General features: G+C 47.5%; 18 protein-coding genes. 17 read left to right on the forward strand and 1 reads right to left on the reverse strand.

Features of this window, described 5'->3' with window-relative positions; all coding sequences use genetic code 11:
- Positions 1-133 precede the first annotated feature (133 nt).
- The 11 genes from E6W40_RS01800 to E6W40_RS01850 all read left to right on the forward strand — a co-directional run bounded on the left by E6W40_RS01800 (position 134) and on the right by E6W40_RS01850 (position 11,189).
- Positions 134-1,084, forward strand: a complete 951-nt coding sequence (locus E6W40_RS01800) for an ABC transporter permease (protein WP_136603908.1) — start codon at positions 134-136, stop codon at positions 1,082-1,084.
- A gap of 17 nt (positions 1,085-1,101) precedes the next feature.
- Positions 1,102-1,995, forward strand: coding sequence for a carbohydrate ABC transporter permease (locus E6W40_RS01805; RefSeq protein ID WP_136603909.1), 894 nt, complete (start codon positions 1,102-1,104; stop codon positions 1,993-1,995).
- A 41-nt stretch (positions 1,996-2,036) separates the two neighbouring features.
- Positions 2,037-3,653 (forward strand): type 2 periplasmic-binding domain-containing protein, encoded by a 1,617-nt coding sequence (locus E6W40_RS01810; RefSeq protein WP_136603910.1) that lies wholly within the window; start codon positions 2,037-2,039, stop codon positions 3,651-3,653.
- Between the two features lie 250 nt (positions 3,654-3,903).
- Entirely contained in the window at positions 3,904-4,599 is a 696-nt protein-coding gene (locus tag E6W40_RS01815; RefSeq protein WP_136603911.1) for a zinc dependent phospholipase C family protein, read from the forward strand.
- Positions 4,559-5,068 carry a GNAT family N-acetyltransferase gene (locus E6W40_RS01820; RefSeq protein WP_136603912.1) on the forward strand — a complete coding sequence of 170 codons (510 nt, stop codon included), beginning with the start codon at positions 4,559-4,561 and terminating at the stop codon, positions 5,066-5,068. Before E6W40_RS01815 ends, E6W40_RS01820 begins: the two co-directional genes overlap by 41 nt.
- A 54-nt stretch (positions 5,069-5,122) precedes the next feature.
- A complete protein-coding gene (locus tag E6W40_RS01825) occupies positions 5,123-5,938 on the forward strand; it encodes an inositol monophosphatase family protein (RefSeq protein ID WP_136603913.1) in 816 nt (271 codons plus the stop codon).
- A 1-nt stretch (position 5,939) separates the two neighbouring features.
- The gene (locus tag E6W40_RS01830; RefSeq protein ID WP_136603914.1) at positions 5,940-6,473 is read left to right on the forward strand and encodes an AAA family ATPase; all 534 of its coding nucleotides are present in this window, start codon (positions 5,940-5,942) and stop codon (positions 6,471-6,473) included.
- Between the two features lie 27 nt (positions 6,474-6,500).
- On the forward strand, positions 6,501-7,235 hold the full coding sequence (locus tag E6W40_RS01835; protein WP_136603915.1) for a DUF4184 family protein: 735 nt from the start codon (positions 6,501-6,503) through the stop codon (positions 7,233-7,235).
- A gap of 456 nt (positions 7,236-7,691) precedes the next feature.
- On the forward strand, positions 7,692-8,618 hold the full coding sequence (locus tag E6W40_RS01840) for an ABC transporter permease (protein ID WP_246073042.1): 927 nt from the start codon (positions 7,692-7,694) through the stop codon (positions 8,616-8,618).
- A gap of 15 nt (positions 8,619-8,633) precedes the next feature.
- On the forward strand, positions 8,634-9,542 hold the full coding sequence (locus E6W40_RS01845; RefSeq protein ID WP_136603917.1) for a carbohydrate ABC transporter permease: 909 nt from the start codon (positions 8,634-8,636) through the stop codon (positions 9,540-9,542).
- A gap of 36 nt (positions 9,543-9,578) precedes the next feature.
- A complete protein-coding gene (locus tag E6W40_RS01850; RefSeq protein ID WP_136603918.1) occupies positions 9,579-11,189 on the forward strand; it encodes a type 2 periplasmic-binding domain-containing protein in 1,611 nt (536 codons plus the stop codon).
- Positions 11,190-11,258: 69 nt separating this feature from the next.
- Here E6W40_RS01850 and E6W40_RS01855 read toward each other — a convergent pair whose 3' ends face one another.
- Positions 11,259-13,544: a helix-turn-helix domain-containing protein gene (locus E6W40_RS01855; protein ID WP_136603919.1), complete on the reverse strand. Its 2,286-nt coding sequence runs from the start codon at positions 13,542-13,544 to the stop codon at positions 11,259-11,261.
- A 186-nt stretch (positions 13,545-13,730) separates the two neighbouring features.
- Between E6W40_RS01855 and E6W40_RS01860 the strand changes: the two genes are divergently transcribed.
- From E6W40_RS01860 to E6W40_RS01885, 6 genes are all read left to right on the forward strand, one after another.
- On the forward strand, positions 13,731-15,125 hold the full coding sequence (locus tag E6W40_RS01860) for an alpha-L-fucosidase (RefSeq protein WP_136603920.1): 1,395 nt from the start codon (positions 13,731-13,733) through the stop codon (positions 15,123-15,125).
- Between the two features lie 60 nt (positions 15,126-15,185).
- Complete coding sequence (locus E6W40_RS01865) at positions 15,186-16,472, forward strand: alpha-L-fucosidase (protein WP_136603921.1); 1,287 nt, start codon at positions 15,186-15,188, stop codon at positions 16,470-16,472.
- Between the two features lie 32 nt (positions 16,473-16,504).
- The gene (locus E6W40_RS01870; protein ID WP_136603922.1) at positions 16,505-17,824 is read left to right on the forward strand and encodes a glycoside hydrolase family 125 protein; all 1,320 of its coding nucleotides are present in this window, start codon (positions 16,505-16,507) and stop codon (positions 17,822-17,824) included.
- Between the two features lie 64 nt (positions 17,825-17,888).
- Entirely contained in the window at positions 17,889-18,914 is a 1,026-nt protein-coding gene (locus E6W40_RS01875) for a carbohydrate-binding family 9-like protein (RefSeq protein WP_136603923.1), read from the forward strand.
- 3 nt (positions 18,915-18,917) lie between these two features.
- Positions 18,918-21,533, forward strand: coding sequence for a transglutaminase domain-containing protein (locus E6W40_RS01880; RefSeq protein WP_136603924.1), 2,616 nt, complete (start codon positions 18,918-18,920; stop codon positions 21,531-21,533).
- Between the two features lie 24 nt (positions 21,534-21,557).
- The gene (locus tag E6W40_RS01885) at positions 21,558-22,595 is read left to right on the forward strand and encodes a glycoside hydrolase family 18 protein (RefSeq protein WP_136603925.1); all 1,038 of its coding nucleotides are present in this window, start codon (positions 21,558-21,560) and stop codon (positions 22,593-22,595) included.
- Positions 22,596-22,660 lie beyond the last annotated feature (65 nt).

Here is a 22,660-nt window from a genome sequence, read left to right on the forward strand (position 1 = left end):
GGTTTATCAAGGTTTTTTTGGTTTGAATTCAATTCACCAATCGGTTGTTGCTTTCGCATATTTACCTGATACCAGCTCATGGATAAAGTTGAATTGTTCCAATGTTTATCAAACGGGAAAAGGAGGGTATGGATTGAAACTAGCTCAACAAGGAAAGCTGCAAGCGAGGTCAGGTTTGCAAATCTCAAAATGGAAGCGGATACAAAAATCGTATGAGTTATATCTTTTCCTGCTGCCGACCATTGCCTACTTTCTTATTTTTCATTATGGACCCCTTTACGGCCTGCAGATCGCTTTCAAGAATTACATTGCTGTCAAAGGAATATGGGGAAGTCCCTGGGCAGGATTCGAGCATTTTGAACGGTTTTTTAATTCACCGCAGTTTTTGATTGTTTTGAAAAACACATTGCTCCTCAACCTGTACGAATTGGCGGTGTCGTTTCCCATCCCGATTATTATGGCGCTCCTGCTGAATCAGATTAACAATGTCCGCTTCAAAAAATTGATCCAGACGGTTACCTATGCACCGCATTTTATTTCGGGTGTCATCATCGTGGGCATGTTATTTGTGTTCCTGTCCCCAAGGAATGGGCTAATCAACGAGCTGATTGTTTTTTTTGGCGGGAATCCAGTCTATTATATGGCCCGTCCTGAATGGTTCAAGACGATTTTCGTCTTCTCCGGCCTTTGGCAAAATGCAGGTTGGTCCATGATTATTTATCTCGCAGCACTGACGAATGTCAGTCCGGATCTGCATGAGGCAGCCACCGTAGACGGCGCCAATAAATATCAACGGATTTGGCATATCGATTTGCCCTCCATTATGCCAACCGTCATGATTCTGCTTATTTTGAATATCGGGAATTTCATGAACGTGGGCTTCGAGAAGGTATATCTGATGCAAAACGCCTTGAATATCGACGCTTCCGAAGTAATCCAAACTTATGTTTACAAATCCGGCCTGCTGAGTGCCCAATACAGCTACAGTGCCGCTGTCGGGTTGTTTAATGCGGGTATTAATTTCATTCTGCTTATTTCGGTTAACGAGCTGGCCAAGCGGCTTAAACAGAATAGTCTTTGGTAAGGGAGAGGAAATCCATTATGAGTATACATACTCGCAAAAGCGGGTTCGACCGTGTGTTCGATATCGCAAATTACACATTGATGTCCTTGATCTTGCTGGCGATTATATATCCGCTTTACATCGTCGTCATCTCCTCATTCAGTGATCCGGACAGCGTGAATACCGGAAGCGTATGGTTGTTTCCCAAGGGCATTACCTTTGAGGGGTATCATCGGATATTCATGGAAGGGAATATATGGAACGGTTATAAAAACACCCTGATATATACGTTTCTCGGAACTTTATTGAGTGTTGTCTTAACCTTGCCGGGTGCTTATGCGCTATCCCGCTCTGATCTGATGGGACGTAACTTTTTTATGCTGATGATCGTCTTCACGATGTTTTTTGGCGGTGGGCTGATTCCCACTTACCTGTTAGTTAAAAATCTTGGAATGACCAATACCATCTGGTCCCAAATCGTTCCGGGCGCCTTAACGGCTTATAACATGATCATTACCCGTACCTTCTTTCAATCGAGTATCCCGAAAGAGCTGCAGGAATCTGCTGAAATCGATGGAAGCTCGATTACCCGCTTTTTTCTTAAAATCGTATTGCCTTTATCCATGCCGATCGTAGCCGTGATGGTGCTGTTTAACGCTGTCGCTCATTGGAACGCTTATTTCCAGGGTCTCATTTATTTGCGGGATGAGCGTCTATATCCTTTGCAGCTGGTACTGCGTGAAATCTTAATTGTGAATGAGGCTCCGGCGGAATCGACCCTGGGAGCATCCGATGACGGAAGCATGCTTAGAATCGCAGAGATTATGAAGTATGGAACGATTATTGTTTCGAGCTTGCCGGTACTTGTGCTGTATCCTTTCTTGCAGCGGTATTTTGTAAAGGGAGTCATGATCGGATCCATTAAAGGCTAATGAGTTCTAAAATAATCGGATAGATAAAGGGGATTATTGAGATGAATGTTAAAGGTATTCTTCGGCCTGCTCTGCTACTAGCAGTAACTATGGGGGTGATCCTCTCTGGCTGCAGCAAAACTTCTTCTTCTGATGAGCAAACGGCTCAACCGACGAGTAATTTCAATCTAACAGGTTATCCCATCGTAAAAGACAAACTTACGCTGAAATTTGTGATTAGTAAGGCGAACCAGCAAAAAAAGAACATGGATCAGCTGAAGGTCGTACAGGACATGGAGGCACAAACGAATATACACATTGATTGGGACGCTTCCGAGCAAGGCTATGAGGAGAAGAAGAATTTGATGTTTGCCAGCGGTGACCTGCCGGACGCCTTCTTTGGCGGCAGCAGTCTGACGGATGCGGATATACTCAAGTACGGCACGCAAGGACTGCTGATTCCGCTTGAGAAGCTGATCGACCAATACGCACCCAACATCAAAAAGCTGCTGGAAGAAAACCCGGACATCAAGAAGGTGGTTACAGCTCCTGACGGACATATCTATTCGATTCCGAATGTGATAACAGAAGGTGCTAATGAACTGGGGGAAGTGTATTTCATCAACAAGACCTGGCTGGATAAGCTCGGACTATCCGTACCAACGACAACAGCGGAATTCGAACAGGTTTTGAAGGCTTTCAAGGATCAAGACTTGAACGGTAACGGAAAAAAGGATGAGATTCCATTCAGCTTCTCCAACGGAAATACACTTAACGGCATCTTTGGACTGTTCGGGTCATTCGGGCTTCCGGACAATAGCTCGCATGTGATGGTTCAAGACGGTAAAGTGTCCTATACAGCCATTACACCCGAATTTAAGGAAACCATCAAATATTTGAATACCCTTTACAAAGAGGGCCTGATCGATCCCGAAGCCTATACCCAGGACCGTAATCTCTATTTTGCTAAAGGCCACAGTACAGGCGGTCCGATTCTGGGGGCATTCACGGGGTATAATGCTGAAAACGTGGTTGGGTCGGAGAATGCGAAAAACTATGTTCCGATTAAGCCGTTAAAAGGCCCGCAGGGTCAGCAGATTGTTAATATGTATGAAACCCTTGCCGTATCCAAAAGTGGATTTGCCCTTACTTCAGCCAATAAGCATTTAGAGGAATCGATGCGCTGGATCGATACGATCTATGAAGAGCGCCATTCCATTGAATGGGAACTCGGCCCCGTAGGTGTTAATTTCAAGGAAACGAACGGAGATAAATATGACTTCCTCCCGACTCCGGAGGGAATGAGCTATGATGATTTCCGATGCTCGGAAAGTCCTTGTTACGGCGGAACCGCTGCAATTCTGGGGGATACGTACAAAAAAATTGAACTGTCGTCCAAAATAAAAACACGGTTGGAATATTTGGATATTTACCAGCCATTCATGAAGAAATTCACGCTGCCAGCTGGCATGTTCTTCACCGTGGAGGATTCGGACCGTTTGAACGTGCTGAGCACTGACATATCTACATTTGTGAAAAAGAAGCAGGCACAATGGGTCATTGATGGAAATATTGATGCGGAATGGGACGGATATCTGGCACAATTAAAGAAGAGTGGACTTGAGGAGTTCCTTCAAATCTATCAAAATACGTATGACCGCTTTCAGTCAATTAAATAAAACTTAAGACTGTTGCCGTAAAGATATCATGCACTTCGATTAATAAGAAGGAACCCAGGTGTGAACCCGGGTTCCTTCTTTCTGTAAGCTGTTCATCAATGAGAAATTTCTCCATAATCGTGGAATAGGGCTTGAAAATGATAAAACAGATGTATAGTATTCGCTTCCTATATTATGTAATTATAGTAAACTGTGAGTATACCAGTGTAATATCAGTGACTTTATGAATTTGAATGAATGGAGGTATATCATGCCTTGGCCAATGGTTCATTTTGCAATAGCAGAAAAATTTTGTCTTTCCAATCCTTCACCTGGATTTCTATTAGGCAGTATTTCACCAGATGCCATTCATGCGCGAGATCATGTAACCAGAATTGAAAAGGGTGCTACTCATCTGATGAGTGATGGCCGTTTTCCAAGCCATGAAACGCTTAAAACGAATTGTGCTGCATACGTAGATAAGAACCCGGAAGCGGAATGGAAGGAATTTGTGCTGGGGTATTTTGCTCATATTTATGCGGATATCAGATGGACACATACGGTTTATGCTGATTTTGAGAAGGAATATTCAGGAGAACAGGGCGACATAAGGAACATTTACAATCTAGAAGTCAGCCAGGTTGAATTTAATCTATTACAATCTGAAGAATGGGCAGATCATGTAATTACCGGATTGCAGAAGGCATATGCCTATCCTATTGCCCCATTCGTGACACAGCAGGAAGTAAGCCAATACAGAGATATTAAGAGAGCATGGCTTCAAGATGCACGGAATGAACCGGCAATCGAAACCCGTTATTTTAATGAAGATAGAGTAAAGACATTTATTGAAAATACATCGAATGAATTAATTGTATTATTTCATGAATGGGGAATGGATGCCGAGAGGAGGCTTTCATACATTGATGATGCATATCAGAAACATAAAACGAGAGCAGGCGAATGAATTCTGGAAGCTGCGGCTGGAAGCATTACAATCCAATCCGGAGGCCTTCGGTTCTTCCTATGAGGATTACGTGCACACGCCGATGAATGAAGTTATATTGAAAATTAACAATGAACCTGACAATTATATTTTAGGAGCATTCACTGAGAACAACGAGCTGATGGGGATCGCGGGGTTCCGGAGGGAACAGGGCATGAAAGTCCGGCATAAAGGAATGATCTGGGGAGTGTATGTGTCTCCTGAACACCGGGGAAAAGGAATCGCCAGAGACCTTATGCAGGAAATACTCAACAGAGGGACAGAAATCGAAGGTCTGCAGCAAATCCAGCTCTCGGTCGTCACGGTAAACCATGCAGCGGCAGAGCTGTATAAAAGATTGGGTTTTGTCACCTATGGAGTCGAGAAGGATGCATTAATCTATCAAGAACAAGGATTTGACGAAGAATTGATGACTTACTTTGTGAAGTGAAAGAGTTCATTACCCCCAATTTTATGCTGTTAATCTAACGTACAGAGGTGAATTATGGATCAACAAGTTATCCAAACCGCAAAAGAATTATCCATTCAAGTCATACGGCAGGCTGGACAAATCGCCAAGGAAAAATTTGATGATATTGCCGATATACAAGCCAAAGACGAATTTGGAGATGTCGTAACCGAGGTGGATCACCTTGCTGAGGGAATCATCCTTGAGCAGATTCAGGCTGTTTTCCCGGATCATCAGATCCACAGCGAGGAAGCCGGAGTCATTGGATCGGAAAATGATTGGCTGTGGCTGATCGATCCGCTCGACGGAACGAATAATTTTGCCATTGGGCTTCCGGTTTTTTCGGTATCCATAACGCTGATGTATAAAAAACACCCCGTTCTTGGCGTCGTTTATGAACCATTAACAGACCGGCTGTTTGTCTCTGTGGCTGGTGAGGGAACGTATTGCAATGATAAGCCGGTTCATGTTAAAAATAGCCCCAACTTCCTCAGGGGGAACATTGGATGGATTCAAGGCCACAAAGTACAAAATGACCCGAAGGCGGTTCAACTGCGGCAGTTTATTGATATAAGATTTAAGCGAATGATGCGGCTGTGGGCGCCAACCTTGCAGTGGTGTATGCTCGCCAAGGGCGATCTGGATGGAATCGTCTTGTACAATTCGGAAGGAGATGATTTGTACTCCGGCATCTTGATGGTCAAGGAAGCTGGAGGAGTCGTCCTTGATTTTGATGGCAATCCATTTGACGGCATGAGCAACGAACCCTACATGATTGCATGCCATCCCGATCATCAAGAACAGATGCTGCAATTGGTGAGAGAAGGACTGAGTTTAAAGGCTGGAGGTTAGCATGTACAATCGGATACATATATTTGGCGCATCAGGTACCGGAGCTACGACTCTTGGAAAAGAACTGAGCTTGCATCTTCCTCATGTGAATATGGATGGAGATGAATATTTCTGGATCGAAAAATTCAGCAAGCCAAGGGAGCCGGAGGAGAGAATTAAGCTTTTAAAAGAAGACCTCTCGCAGTACGAGAAGTGGATTCTATCTGGAGCCATTTGCGGTTGGGGAGACGAAGTGAAGACCGCGTTCGACCTGGTTGTTTTTCTATATGTTTCGCAGGAGCTTCGGCTTCAAAGATTGAGAGAACGGGAATTACATAGATATGGGGAAGAAATTCTTCCTGGCGGCCGTATGTATTCGCAATCGCAGGCATTTTTGGAATGGGCAGCGCTATATGATTCAGCGGGAAAAGAAGTCAGAAGCAGGGCCCTGCATGAAGATTGGATGTCCGATTTGGCTTGCCCGGTTCTCAGAATCGAAGGGGATCAATCGGTGAGTGAAAGAGTGGATGCCGTAGTCCGTTTTCTGCGGTCATAATCCTGTGTAACCCTCAAGGAGATACTTATGCCATTTACATTCGCACATCCCATATATATCATTCCGGCCAGGTTTATGAAACCGGGCTATATCAGCATAACCGGGCTTATTCTTGGGAGCATGGCCCCGGATTTTGAATATTTCATCGCTTTGGAGCCGTATCAGTGGATTGGGCATACGCATAAAGGGCTGCTGCTGCAAGCCATCCCGATTTGCACCGTGATTCTATTATTGCTGCAGCTCATCATGAAGCCATTCGCCTTACATTTGCCGTCTATGTTTAACCTGGATGTAAGGACATCCGGACTTATCAACGCCTTTGACTATCGTCGGCTGAAGAGCTGGGTTGTTTTTCTGGTTTCCGTTGTCATTGGATTTTACAGCCATGTATTTATTGATGCATTTACTCATAAATCCGGATATTTTGTATTGAGGTTCCCGGCCCTGCAAAGCATGTATTTCGGCCTTCCGGCCTTTAAACTGCTGCAATACTCGCTGTCGGTTTGCGGTATTTTGGCTGAACTGCTCATCATGTTATTTCTATTGAACAGTGCGACCTGTTCAACCACAGCTTTGAAAAGAATATCCATGAACCGAAAGATGAGATACTGGACAGGCGTAATCGTCATCGCCATGGCAACCACGCTGGGTAAGCTGCTTTTTACAGCAAGTACGAACTTACCAGGAGTTCTTGTCGTTTCGCCCATATCGGGTTTGATTTTAGGAATCATCATGATGGGGCTCCTATTCCGGAAGGTCTAGGGAGTAAAGCGGCAGCTCAAAAGTTCATATTGATAAGTTAACGAGACCAAAGGACACCGCCATCCCTTGGTCTGTTTGATGTTCGTTTTTACTTAAACAAACGCTAACATCCCTGTGCAAAGATGATCACTACGCGGGTGTTTTACTTGAAATGTTTTCCAATTTCATGATGGTTGGTCAAAATTGATGTTAAAATGAAAGCCCTTACTTTGAGCAAAAATAACATATTGTCTTCTTGTCATTTTCAATTGTCAGTGTCTCAAAAACCTTGATGTATAGCGCTTTCAGGGGATACGGAAAATGACATATTTACGAAGATTATGGCGTCATCTATCGTTAAGTATGTAAGCGCTAGCAAAACTCGATGTCGTGAGAGCGAGCGCTGGAGAAATTACATTTAAAACAGGAAGGGGTGATCCTATGCAGGATACTAAAGTTTCCATCTCGGACAGTGCGATGCTGAAACCGAGAAAGGCAGACAAAGGTGTATGGAAGAGAATTATTCAGAACTGGGAACTGTATATCTTCATTGCACCCGCATTTTTCTACTTTCTTATTTTCTCTTACGGACCGATGTATGGAATTCAAATCGCGTTTAAAAACTTCATTCCAACAAAAGGGATTACGGGCAGCCCTTGGGTCGGTTTCGATCATTTTACTCGCTTCTTTGATTCTTATTACTTTTGGGACTTGATATGGAACACATTAAGCATCAGCTTGTATGAACTGGCTATCGGATTTCCGATTCCGATCATTCTGGCACTTGCCTTCAATGAGGTGAGAACGGGCTTCTTTAAGAAATTGGCTCAAACGGTCACGTATGCGCCTCACTTTATTTCCGTCGTTGTCATGGCCGGGATGATCATTACATTCCTGTCTCCGTCAACCGGGATTGTCGTTCATCTGATTGAAGGGCTGGGGTTTAATGCTCCTGATTTTCTAACGGATCCACGATGGTTTAAGACGATGTATGTCTTCTCGGGCGTATGGCAGAGCGCAGGCTGGGGAACGATCATTTACTTGGCAGCGTTATCGGGCGTGGATCCGGGGCTTCACGAAGCAGCGATCATTGATGGAGCGTCAAGATTCCAGCGTGTTCGTCATATTAACATTCCAACGATTATCCCGACGATGACCATCCTGCTCATTTTGAATATGGGAAGTCTGCTGGGAGTAGGTTTTGAGAAGATTCTATTGCTGCAAAACCCGCTGAACATGGGGTCTTCAGACGTCATTTCCACTTTTGTATACCGCTCAGGGCTAGTGGATGCCCAATACAGCTTCTCGACAGCGATCGGTTTGTTTAATTCCGTGATCAACGCGGTACTGTTGGTTGTCGTCAATCAGATCGTCCGCCGGACGAGCGAGAATAGTTTGTGGTAGAAAGGAGGGACACGGATGCTTTCAGGTGTCAGAGAAACCAAACGCGATAAATTGTTTCTGATATGCAATTACATTTACGTATTACTTGCTTTCCTTGTCGTATTCTATCCCTTGGTCTATATGATCAGTGCGTCGATCAGCGATCCGAAGTATGTCGGTTCCGGGGAAATGTGGCTGTGGCCGAAAGGGATTACTTTTGACGGGTACAAAAGAGTATTTGAGAACTCCAGCATTTGGACGGGGTACGGGAACACCATCCTTTACACCGTGGTGGGAACGGCCATAAATCTGGTTGTTACGCTGCCAGCAGCTTACGCATTAAGCCGCAAGGACTTTGTTGGACGTAACTTTTTTATGGCCATGTTCATGGTCACGATGTTCTTTGGCGGGGGCCTGGTGCCAACCTACCTGCTGATCAAGCAGCTGGGCATGATTAATACGATGTGGGCAATTGTGATCCCATCGGCTGCATCCATCTGGAACATCATTGTTTCCCGTACATTCTTTCAGAGCTCTATTCCGAAGGAGCTGCAGGAGGCTGCCCAGATTGACGGCTGTACCAATATGAGATTGTTCATCAAGATTATCCTGCCGCTGTCGATGCCGATTATCGCGGTAATGGCATTGTTCTATGGCGTAGGTAACTGGAACAGCTATTTCTCGGCTCTCATTTATTTGAATGATTCAGCGAAATATCCGCTGCAGCTCGTGCTGCGCCAAATCCTGGTTCTGCAGGAAATGGCCGCTCAGGGCGGCGGGGCCATTGATGCTTCTACAGCAGCAGCGATGAACAGCAAAGCGGAAATTGCAGCATTGGTCAAATATGCAGTTATTATTGTAGCGACGGTTCCGATCATTGCTATTTATCCGTTCCTACAGCGATATTTTGTCCAGGGTGTTATGATTGGTTCCGTAAAGGGCTGATCTTTGCCATAAACAACACAAAGGGGAGTTGTATCCATGAAAAATCTTCGCAAGGTATCATCCATCATCCTCTGCCTTACAATATCCGCAACGATGCTCGCAGCCTGTGGTTCATCGAAAGAGGATGGGGGTTCAAATGCTTCCGGATCAGCCGAAGTGGAAGGCATAAAGAAAGAAGGCTTTCCGATTGTGGACAAGCCGCTAACGCTCTCGATTATGTCACAGGACGCCGGCGTTGCGGACTGGAACCAGATGCCCGTACTTAAGGAAATGGAGAAGTTGACCGGAATCAAATTGACGTATCAGCTTGCGCCGATTGACAGCTTTGAGACTAAGAAGAACCTCGTTTTTGCCAGTGGAGACCTGCCGGATGTATTCTACGGAGCAGATCTTAAACCGGCAGATCAGGTGACTTACGGTACGCAAGGTGTACTCATCCCTCTGGAAAAATACATTGATGAAGGATATGCGCCGAACATCAAAAAAATATTCGACGAGCATCCGGACATCCGCAAATCGTTTACGACGCCTGACGGACATATCTACGCGCTTCCGAATGTCGACTTGTCGGCCGTTTGGTACCGCAGTCCAATGTGGTACAACGGTAAGTTCCTGAAAGCCTTGAAAGTGACAGAGCTGCCGAAGACGACGGACGAGCTGTATACCCTCCTGAAACGTGTGAAGGACGAAGATCCAAATGGCAACGGCAAGGCGGACGAAATTCCGCTGACTTCGGTGAAGCTGGATGATTTGCGGATGTATTTCCTGGGTTTCTGGGGCATTTATGACGAGACGGTTTACTCCGACAAGGATGGTAAGGTTCACTATACGCCGCAGGAAGAGGGATACAAAGGTTACTTAACCTTCTTGAACCGCCTGTGGAAGGATAATCTGCTCGATCATGAAACCTTCTCGCAAACGCCTGAACAGAAGAAAGCCAAAGGGCAAAACAACCAAATTGCGTTGTTCAATGATTACTATCCTTACTTCACACTTGGTGGCGAACCAAGCGGCGACAACCCGCTTATGACGCCGGTGAAGAGCGAGGTTCCAGGTTCTCCGGTATACGGCAAGCATCCGGGCATTTCCGCGAACGGAACCTTTGCCATTACGAGTAGTGACAAGGCGCCGGAAGCAACCATGCGCTGGATCGATTATCAGTACGGCTACGATGGCGCGACGCTGTTTGCGCAGGGACCTGAAAATCTGCTGTGGAAATACACCAATAAAGAAACCCATGAGAAAGAATGGCTGCCTGTTCCAGGCGGAAAAGAACGTGATGAATTCCGCGGCACGCTTACGCCGAACTATGGTATCCTGACGCCGGGCATGAATTCAAGCGAACTTACCAAAGGACTCAAGACCGATTTCGATGCATGGATCGATAAAGAAAATGCGGAGAAGCTTACGCCGATCGGTAAGGCTCCTTTCCCTAACGTGTATTTGACAAATGAGGAGCAAAGCGAAGCAACGGCATTATTGTCAGACCTAAATACGTATGTTAAACAGATGGAAGCAAAATTCGTAACAGGACAAGAGCCGCTATCCAATTGGGACAAGTATGTGGCACAAATCAAAAAAATGGGAGGAGACCGGATCGTTGAGCTGTATCAAGGGGCATACGATCGTTGGAACTCTGAGAAATAAACCCATTCACGCATAAAAAAATGAAGCCAACATGTCCCGGTCACCATGACCGGGTGTTGGCTTTCATAATTATTCGTCATCCATACCACTACCAGGCTCGCTGCTCTGCGACGCGAACATCTTGCGGTATTGGCCTGGCGTATAACCGGTTTCCTTCTTAAATTTACGGATGAAGTTAGGCGTATCCAGATAACCGACCTTAAGGATAATATCTTTGAGTGGGTCATTCGTCGTTTTAAGCTGGTGCATAACCTCTTCCATTCTTTTTTGCCAGATATATTGAATGAAATTAAGTCCCATCTTTTCCTTGAACGAACGGCTGACATGAGATGGCGAGATGCCGAACTCAAAGGCTACCGTCTCGAGGCTTAAGGTATTGTCCATATAATGCTCGTCAATATAAGCAACAACCTGATCGATGATCGATTGCTCTTCCTTCTGATTGTCCTGCTCGACCTGATTGCAGATCTGGGAGGCGAGATTCAGCAGGCTGCGCTCCAGTTCATCCAGGGAATTGCTGTAAATCATATGTGGAGCAATTTTTTGCATCATGCTGTGATCGCCAAGCTCGGATGCCGTTTTCAGGATGGTATTCAGAAGATCAAAGCATATGCAACGTGTGAGCAGCGCTGAGAGCTCAGACGATTGCAGGCTTTGAATGGCTGAATGAATCATTTGGGCTGCTACATCGTAACTGCCTTGCTTCAGACTTTGCGAGAGCTTCAGCAATGTGTTGTTCGGAATCCAGAACGCATGATCCGGTGTATATGACAGCTTTTCAAAATAAGTGATGGTACCATGACCGGTAGATACACGGAGCTCAAACGCAGAACAGGCTTCGATGAACGACTGATTCAGCAGATCCGGGCTTGCATAGCAGGTTCCAACGCCAATCATTGGAGCAACATCGAATGATTCGAGCATATTGCTGCGTACGGCTTCGACAATCTGCTGAATATGTGAGAATTCGTCCATCTTGCCGCTGAGGTTGAAGCTGATGATGAGTCCAAGCTGATCCAGCTGCGACAGCTCAACGCCGTACCCATGGGCAGCCAGTTCCGGGAATTCAATCTGATTGAGCAGCTCAAGCATATCCTGTCTTTCATTGTGTTCATTCTCTTCCCAGCCGATGACCATCACGAAGTGATGGGACCGGTCAAACTCTAGATTAAAGGCTTCCTGAAGCTCTGGAGTAAGACTTTGGGCGCTGCCGTATTTGAGCAGCATGGACAGAAAATGATTACGGGCAAAAGGCTCCTGCAAGTCTACCCGTGAGCTGTATTCCTGCAGTGCAGTCCGGATACGGTCAAGCTCATTGCCGGGAGGAGCAGAACCATCTTCTGAAGGCTTGGAATGAGATTTGGACGCTGCAAATTCGACCAGCATTGAGATCGGCTGATACTGCATTCTGGCCAGTACGAGTGCGATCGCAGCGCCAACGACCATGACGATGATGAACAGCAAAATGATGAAACTGCGCACATGCAGGACGCTGCTGAAGAATTGGGCGCTTGGCATGATGGTCACATAGGTCCAGCCGTTATTTTCCGACTTTACGGAGACGATCGAATGTGCCATTCCATTCAGGGTTTTGTCGTGAATCCCTACTGAGAGATTATTAAATAAGGATTTCTCTTCAGCGCTCGTCAGTGATTCTCCTTGACGGTTGTCTACCAGAATATGGCCATCGTTGTCCAGAATGTAAGTCATCCCCTGGTAGTTTCCAAGAATCGAATCGATCAGGCCTGTAAGCTCAGACTCCTTGATCAGATACATGATCGTACCGTGTGGATTAGGACTGTTGGGCGTAATCGGAATTAAGTATGCAAGCATCGTCTCATGGAGTCCTGACGGAGTGCTTACGATATCCGCCGGACGCATCGTCGGATATTTGACATTGTTTAAGTCGCGGAAAAGCGCATCTTTATTCCAATGTTGAAAGCTGAGATTATTCGTAAATACGTCAAAATGGTTAAGGCCTTTGCCCGAGTAGATTCGATCATCCTTATGAAAATACAAATAGATTTCACCAATGATAGAACTGGTGGATTTGTATTGATCCAGTGCTCGAATAGCTTCTCCGCTGTAAATCGAGTCATGAACCCGGTACGGCGTCAGCCGCTCGTCATAGGAGACACGGGAAGCAATTTCACTGAGCTCCTTCATCCGCCCGTCAATAATCACTTTGGCCTGGGTTAGCTGGGCAAGACGGGATTGTTCAATCTCGGATTTGAGATTGGTGACTGCGTTTTCATAAATAAAAATGGTCATAAGCACTAAAGGGATAAGTAAAATAAACAAGTAGGACCAGATATATTTTAAGAATAGCTTCGATTTAAAGTAGTTCGGTCTCAATTATTCTGCCTCCTGTTTGCTGGCGTATTCTTTAAGATCTATCTAATGATACCAACAATACGGCTGTTTGGACATAGACAGCAAGGTGGAAATTGTCGAAAATTGTGGATTAAATATAACAATTCATCAAAAAAATATGGAAATTAAGAAAAAGGTATACCAAATTGAGTGTTGGAGGGATAACATATGAGTGAGAACAAATTAATAGAGGATGAGTTGGAGTCCGTCGACGTCGTTGAACAAGGGGTGCACAATTACAGCAGCGAAGAGAACTGGGTGAAACCGGAAGATCCGCTGCTGCTCGAGCAGCTGGAATGGTTCAAGGACCAAAAGCTGGGTCTCATGATGCACTGGGGACCTTATTCCCAGCTCGGCCTTGTGGAGTCCTGGGCATTAAGTGACAAGGATGAGGAATGGTCCCGCAATGAGATCGATTGGGATATTGATGCGGAAGAACTGAAACGGCAGTATTTTGACTTGAACAAGACCTTCAATCCGCTCCGTTTTCAGCCTGATCTTTGGGCAGATCTCGCTGCGGAGAATGGCTTCAAGTATTTGAATTTTACAACCAAGCATCATGACGGGTTCTGCATGTGGGATACGCATACAACCGATTACCGCGTTACAGGTCCGGACTGTCCATTTCATACGCATAAATATGCGGATATCACCAAGCAGCTGTTCAACGCATTCCGTGCCAAAGGCCTCGGGATCTCTGCATACTTCTCCAAAGCCGATTGGCACACGCCTTACTACTGGACACCGGGAATGCAGCCGGGAACCTCAACATCACGGGGGCCGACCTATGATCCGAAGGAATATCCTTGGCTGTGGGAGCAGTTCGTCCAATTCACCCATGAACAGATCATGGAGCTGATGACCAATTACGGCCGGATTGATGTGCTATGGCTTGATGCCGGATGGGTCAATGACTACCGTGACCAGAACATCAGATTGGGTGAGGTTGTGGAAAAGGCCCGTAAAATCCAGCCTTGGCTTCTCTCCGCGGATCGTACGGTTGGCGGTCCTTACGAGAATTTGATTACCCCGGAGCAAACGCTTCCTGAGCATGCGCTGAATGTACCATGGGAGAGCTGCATTACGATGGGATCCGCCTTCTCTTTCCGCTATGAGGATAACTATAAATCGGTGCGTCAGCTCATTCACCTGCTCATTGAAATTGTGGCCAAAGGGGGCAATCTGGCTCTGAATGTCGGACCTCAGCCAGACGGAAGAATATCGAAGACGGCTATTTCCAGAATTCAGGGTATGGGCGCATGGCTGAAGGTTCACGGCGAGGCCATCTATGGGACAAGAATCTGTGAACCTTTCTCGGTTGGCAATGTCCAGTTTACTCGAAAAGACGACACCATCTATGCCTTCTATTTGTACAAGGATGAGCATGAGGCAGTTCAAGAGGAAATTCATCTCCCGCTGCAGACAGGCTTCACCAGCATCGATTTGGTAGGGGGACAGGATAAGCTCGAATACCGCCGGACAGAGAATGGGGTTATCGTCCAGCTTCCGGAAACGGAGCGTCAGACCAAAGCTCCAATCGCGCATGTATTCCGGATCCGGTAGAAGAGCTCTATTTTAACCTTATAAAATGAATTAATATAGATCGGGAAGGTGCTGACCAGTATGCAAAAGTGGTTTGAGGAAGCGAAGCTAGGCATTTTCATTCATTATGGTATTTATGCGGTTGACGGCGTTGCAGAATCATGGTCTTTTTATAACGGGAGAATCCCGTATGATCAATATATGAAGCAATTGGACGGGTTCACTGCGTCTAAGTTTAATGCAGAGCACTGGGCCGATTTGATTGAAAAATCAGGTGCTAAGTACGCCGTGTTAACGACCAAGCACCATGATGGCGTGGCGCTGTGGGATACGCAGTACAGCGATTTGAACGTAGTGAAGAAAACGCCAGTCAAGCGGGATTTGATCAAGGAATATGCCGAAGCGATTACGAAAAGAGGTATTCACCTTGGAATGTACTACTCGCTAATTGACTGGTCGCATCCGGATTATCCAAGCGTGTATGAAGGCGGAAAGGTTCCCGAGGATCCAAGTCAGTCGAATCCGTTTTCGAGTCCGCTGGACGGCGTTCAGGATGAGGAGAAGTGGAAGAAATTCTTGCAGTTTAACAATGACCAGCTGAAGGAAATTCTTACGAACTACGGTAAAGTGGATCTTTTGTGGTTCGATGGGGATTGGGAACGGAGCGCCGAGCAGTGGAACCTTCCGGAGTTCAAGCAGTATCTCCAGTCTTTTAACCCGGATATCATCATCAACTCACGCCTTCAAGGCCACGGGGACTATAAAACACCGGAGCAGGGAATTCCGATTACGAGACCGGAAGGTCCATGGGAATTTTGCACCACCATCAATACCTCTTGGGGTTACGTGCCGACAGACAATCAGTATAAATCGTTAAACCAGATTATCCGGATGTTCTGTGATTGTATCTCTCTGGGAGGCAATATGCTGCTGGATATCGGTCCGAAGGAAGACGGGACCATAGATAAGAGACAGGAGGATATTTTGCTCGGTCTCGGCGAATGGATACGTACGCATGAAGAAGCGGTCTTTGGAACTGAGGAAGGGATTATGACTCGCTATTATCTGGGAGGCAGCACGCTTTCCAAAGATAAAAAGACGCTGTACCTCTTTGTCTACGACGATCCGAAAGAAAATGTATGCCTTAAGGGATTATGCAATCCGATCAAAAAAATCACGGTGCTCCACTCGGGCAAAGAGCTAACACATGAAATTCATGGCGGTGTTCCTTGGTTCAACATCCCGGGAACGACTTGGATTCATATGACGGCTGAGGATACGCATGAGCAGGTCACGGTGCTTAAGCTGGAATTTGACGAAGAAGTAGAAATGTACGGCGGCTCCGGAGCTGTTGTAACGCATAATTAAAATGTTCGTTTTGAACGTAAAGGAGATTTAACATGGAACAATTCAGATTACCCAAAATCAAGATGCCAGAAATCCAGCTCCCAGAAGCTGTAGAGAATGTCCTGAAGGAAGCTGAGGAGAAGCTGGCGCATCGGCCGAAGCTGCTGCAGCTGTTCAAGAACTGTTTTCCGAATACGCTGGAAACGACAACGAAGCTCCTGGATGACGGGACGACATTTGTCATTACGGGTGATATCCCTGCCTCATGGCTCCGGGATTCGGTTGAGCAGGTGATGCATTATGTATCGCTGGCGAAGGATGATGAGGATTTGCAGCGCATCCTTTCCGGCTTGATCAAGCGGCATATACAATACATTCATATAGATCCTTATGCCAACGCCTTTAATGAATCGGCGAATGACTGGCACTGGAATAAGGCGGATATTACTGATATGTCCCCTTGGGTATGGGAGCGTAAGTTTGAGATCGATTCGTTGTGCTTCCCTATGCGTCTTGCTTATGCCTATTGGAAAGAGACCGGCCTGACGGATATTTTCGATGCGGGATTCAAATCGGCGATGCGTCTGATCTACGACGTGTTCAAGACAGAGCAGCGGCATTTTGAGCAGTCGCCGTACCGCTTCGAAAGAGATAACGGCATCCGGACGGATACGCTGGGCAACGATGGCCTTGGCATGCCGGTCAATTATACAGGAATGGTCTGGTCGGGCTTTCGCTCCAGCGATGATACATGTGATTTTCACTACAATATTCCGGGAAATATGTTTGCGGTTGTCGTACTTCGCTACATGCAGGAATTTGCCGAATGGGTTTTCCGGGATACGGATTTCCTGAAGGAGCTCAAAAAGCTCGAAGCGGATATTGATCACGGAATCCAATTGTACGGCATCTATCGCCATCCGGAGTTTGGTCCCATCTATGCTTACGAGACAGACGGGTATGGCAACTACTGTTTGATGGATGACGCGGGCACACCAGGGTTGATATCGATACCGTATCTTGGGTATGTGTCGGCGGATGATGAGGTGTACCAAAACACGAGACGGTTTGCGCTATCGAAGGAGAACCCGTTCTATTTTGAAGGAACAAAAGCCAAGGGAATTGGCAGTCCGCATACCCCGGACGGTTTCATCTGGCATATGGCGTTGTCCATGCAGGGCATTACGGCATCAACGAAGGAAGAGAAGCTTGCCATGATTGCAATGCTCGAATCAACAGATGCAGATACGGGATACATGCATGAAGGCTTCCATGCAGATGATCCATCCAATTTCACGAGATCCTGGTTTGCATGGTCCAACAGCCTATTCTCCAAGCTTGTCTATGAGGCGATGAAAGATGGGATTCTATAAGGCCGCCCTTCATCGTATGGATGAAGGTTCTGGCATAATTTAAAGGATGTCCGGAGGGAACAACATGAACCGAAGTGGAGTACCTGAGCCTAAGATCGAGTATGATCCCAAGCATTATATATGTCGGCGCGCAGGAGAGCCCCCCGTCTTGGACGGGCGGATCGACAAGCCGTTCTGGCAGGCGGCAGACTGGTCGGATGATTTCGTTGATATTGAAGGGGATCTGCGTCCGAAGCCTGCAAAGCAGACCCGGATTAAAATGCTGTGGGATGATGAATATTTTTATTTTGGAGCGGAGCTCATGGAGGACCAGATCTGGGCGACGCTTACGGAGCGGGATTCAGTCATTTTTTATGATAATGACTTCGAAATCTTTATCGATCCGGATGGGGATACGCATCAGTATTACGAGTTCGAGATCAACGCGCTGAATACGGTATGGGATTTGCTGCTCGTAAAGCCCTATCGTGATGGTGGACCACCGGTGAACGGCTGGGACATTAACGGGCTGAAGACGGCTGTACATATTGATGGTGAGCTTAATCATCCCGGAGCTGCGAACCGGAAGTGGAGTGTTGAAGTGGCCATCCCGTGGAGCAGCCTGAAGGAGTGCGCAGCCGAGAGCCGTCCACCAGTGGCAGGTGAGTTTTGGCGGGTGAACTTCTCCCGTGTCGAGTGGCAAACCGAGGTGCAGGATGGTGAATACCGCAAGGTTCTGAATCCGGAGACCGGCAAGCCGTTTCCGGAAGACAACTGGGTGTGGTCACCGATGGGCATTATCAATATGCATTATCCGGAGTTGTGGGGCTATGTTGTGTTTGCAGACGGAGAAGGTCCGGATTCCTTTGAACTGCCGCAGGATGAACGCATCAAATGGGAACTGCGCCGACTCTACTACCGCGAGCGGAATTATTTTGAGGCTGAGGGGAAGTTCACCAACGATGCGAAGCTGTTGATGGGCGAGGAATCATGGAGTATCGTACCCGCAATCGAAACAACGAGAAGTCTGTTTCAGATTTCGGCCTCTTCATCGGACGGAACTGCTTTGTATTGCATCCGCGAAGACGGAAAGCTATGGAAGGAGTGCTGAGTAATGACCATGCAGACCTCTGCATTCTCACTGGATCAACAGACAATGGAGCGGATCGAGCATAAGCTCCGCGACAAGCAGCGGATGGCACAAGCCAGAGCACAGGAGCTGTTTGGGGTTTTTCACGAGGAACTGACGGATGAAGAGACCTGGGCGCTCAAGTATTTGTTTGCCTATATGCCGGTGAATGATATGGCCGATTACGACGGGGCTCTATTCTTAAGCCATGTACGCCGGACGCTGGAAATCCGCAAGCAGATGCCCTGGGGAGAACGGGTGCCTGATCACTTGTTCCTGCATTTTGTTCTGCCTTACCGTGTCAATACGGAAAACATCGAGGATTCCCGCGGGATTCTGTACGACCAATTGGCAGACCGCACGAAGTCATTATCCATGGCGGACGCCATCCTGGAAACGAACTACTGGTGTCATGAGAAGGCGACCTACATTGGCAGCGATTTGCGGACGATCTCACCGCTGACGATGATCCGGAACGCGCGCGGACGCTGCGGAGAGGAGTCAACGCTTGCCGTGGCTGCGCTGCGCAGTATCGGTATTCCTGCCCGTCAGGTCTACACGCCGCGCTGGGCGCATTGCGATGATAACCATGCCTGGGTGGAGGCATGGGCTGATGGAACATGGTATTATATCGGCGCTTGCGAGCCTGAGGCCCGCTTGAATCAAGGCTGGTTCAGTCCGCCTGCACGGCGGGCGATGCTCATTAATACGCGGATCTATGCGGATTATCCGGGACCAGAGGACATTACGCTTGCCGATGAATGGTTCACCGAAATCAATTTGCTGGAAAACTATGCACCTACGCGGACGATTACCGTTCTTGTGAAGGATGAGCAGGGAAACCCTGTCAGCGGGGCTGAAGTATTTTTTGAACTGTATAATATGGCTGAGTTTTATCCGATTGCAGCATTGCCGACGAACGAACAGGGAGAAGCATCGTTCAAGACGGGCTTCGGTGACCTGTTGATTCGGGCAGTATATGCCGGCAAATGGGGTGAACAGAAGATCACTGTAGCTGACAGTGACCGCTATGAGATGACTCTGGATCGTACGGAGCAGCCGGCTGGAACGCTGGATTTGGATATGGTTCCTCCGCCGGAACGCGAAGGAGAAGCAGCAGAACCGCTAACCGAAGAGAAGATTCAAAGACATAACACCCGGCTTGAAGAAGGAACGAAGATCCGGACGGGTTATGAGGACACATTCCTGAATGAAGCGCAGGCTGCGGAGCTTGCCGGGGAGACCGGACTTCCAGCAGAGCGGGTATGGGATGTGCTGAGCAAGGCCCGCGGGAACAGCCGCGAAATTGCCGCCTTCCTGCGTGAACGTGCTGGCGAGTATGGAGAGTGGCCGCTGCGGCTGCTGGAGAGTCTGAATGAGAAAGATCTGGTGGATACGTTCTGCGAAACACTTGATGATCACCTGATCGGTTCCCTATCGCAGCGTGGAAACCTCACGGAAGATACATTCGTACAGTATGTACTTTGTCCGCGTGTATTATATGAGATGATCGTGCCGTACAGGCGTTTTTTCCAGGATGCATTCACAGATGCGGAAACCGAAACATTCAGGGCAGATCCCTCCGTGCTAGCCCGGAAACTGGATGGCGAATTTGAATTATGGGAAGATCTCCCGAACATGAAGGGGAAAGGGAACCCGGTCGGCACATACAAACTGCTGAAAGGGGACCGTGTTTCCCTGGATATTTTTTTCGTCGCGATCTGCCGCAGTCTGGGTATTCCGGCGCGGCTGCATCCAAGCGAGTTGAAACCGCAATATATGACCGGCGGCAGCTGGGAGGATGCGGTATTTGCTTCAACCTTCACGCAGCATGAGGAGGCGAAAGATTGGGGTTCACTCCGCCTGGTGCGGGATACCGAAGCAGCACCGGAGACACCGGACGCTTCTTACTCCGAGAATTTTACATTTGCCCGATTGGAAAATGGAATATATAAGACGCTCTTTTACCCACATGGTAAAACGGATGTATACGATGAGCCGTTCGAGGTGGAACCGGGCTCATACCGGTTAACATCAGGCGTGCGTCTCAAGGATGGCACGGTGCAAGCACGCTTTGCGTACTTTAAGGTGAGCGCTGGAGAACAGACAGACGTCATGCTCACATACCGCCAAGCGGTGCAAGATATTCCAGTCCTGGGAACCATGGATCGTGCCAACACGCTCATGACGCTGGACGGAACAAGCAGAACGCTTGGAGAGCTGATAGGCATGAGTGGTGCGATTGCAGCCTGGATCGAGCCGGAACGGGAGCCAACCAAGCATTTGTTCCGTGAACTCAGCGAGCTTGCCGAGCCTTTTGCGGAAATTGCCGCTCCGATTATTCTCATCGTCGGTGATTCCGAATGGACCACTTCATTTGATCCGTCCAATTATCCGAAGCTGCCGTCCCGGACGATGTTTGTCCGTGATTCCACATATGCTTCATTACCGGACTTTATATCACAGTCTCCGGCTCATGAAGCGGGCTTCCCTCATCTCTTCGTGCTGGATGCTCAAGATCAAATCCGTTATACGGCTTCAGGATATAAAATTGGAACGGGCAAGGAAGCACTGCAGGTATTAACCGGTGTATGGCAGTAATCAACGGATTGGAGTGAAATGACAATGACGAAGCACAACCATATTGTCGCGGGCTATGCCGTCGACGCCAAACTTCCAGAGATGACGCGGGAAGATCTGACGAAATTAACCCATCTTAATGTGGCCTTCGGCCATGTGCGCAGCGATGAAATTTCTACGGATCATCTGCAAAACTTGGGACATCTGCAGGAAATTAAACGTGAGCACCCAGAGCTGTGCATTTTGCTGTCCGTCGGCGGCTGGGGTGCAGGAGGCTTCTCCGAAGCGGCTTCGACCGAAGAGGGAAGAACAAGCATGGCGGATTCGGCGGTTCGCGTACTGACGAATCATCCATTTGACGGCATCGATCTGGATTGGGAATATCCCAGCTATGGTGAGGCAGAGATTGCCTCGAGTCCGGATGATAAGACGAACTTTACGCTGCTCCTCAAGACCATTCGGGAAGCACTAGATCGCAAAGGTGCGCAGGATGGACGGCATTACCTGCTCACAATCGCTGCTGGAGCGGACCAGTATTACGTGGACGGTACCGAAATGGATCAGGTACAAAAGTACTTGGATTTTGTACAGCTGATGACCTATGATATGCGCGGCGGATTTCAGGTTCTGACCGGCCACCATACGAATCTGTATACGCCGACTGGGGATTTGTTCCGCATTAGTACGGATGCTTCCGTAAATATATTCATTCGTGCAGGCGTGCCGAAGGAGAAGATCGTCATCGGTGCCGCATTTTACTCCCGCGTCTGGAATCAGGTGCCTGACCGCAATAACGGCCTTTACCAGATGGCTGGCAGCACTGGCGGGTATGGACCGAACTATTCAACGCTCTCCGCAGAGTATATCAACAAGAATGGGTACACCCGCTACTGGGATGAGGAGGCGTGCGCTCCGTACCTTTATAACGGAACTAGTCTGATTTCCTATGACGATGAAGAATCGATCGGGCATAAGTGTGAATATGTGAAAAACAACAGTCTGGCAGGGATCATGTTCTGGGAATACAGCTGTGACGAGACGCATCAATTGCTTGATGCGATGTACCGCGGACTTAGAGTATAATACTTAAGATATTGCACAATAGAAAAGGCTGAAGACTTACGCATGATGACGAACAACACATGCTG

It is taken from the genome of Paenibacillus dokdonensis, assembly GCF_004916975.1.
Classification (GTDB): domain Bacteria; phylum Bacillota; class Bacilli; order Paenibacillales; family Paenibacillaceae; genus Paenibacillus_AQ; species Paenibacillus_AQ dokdonensis.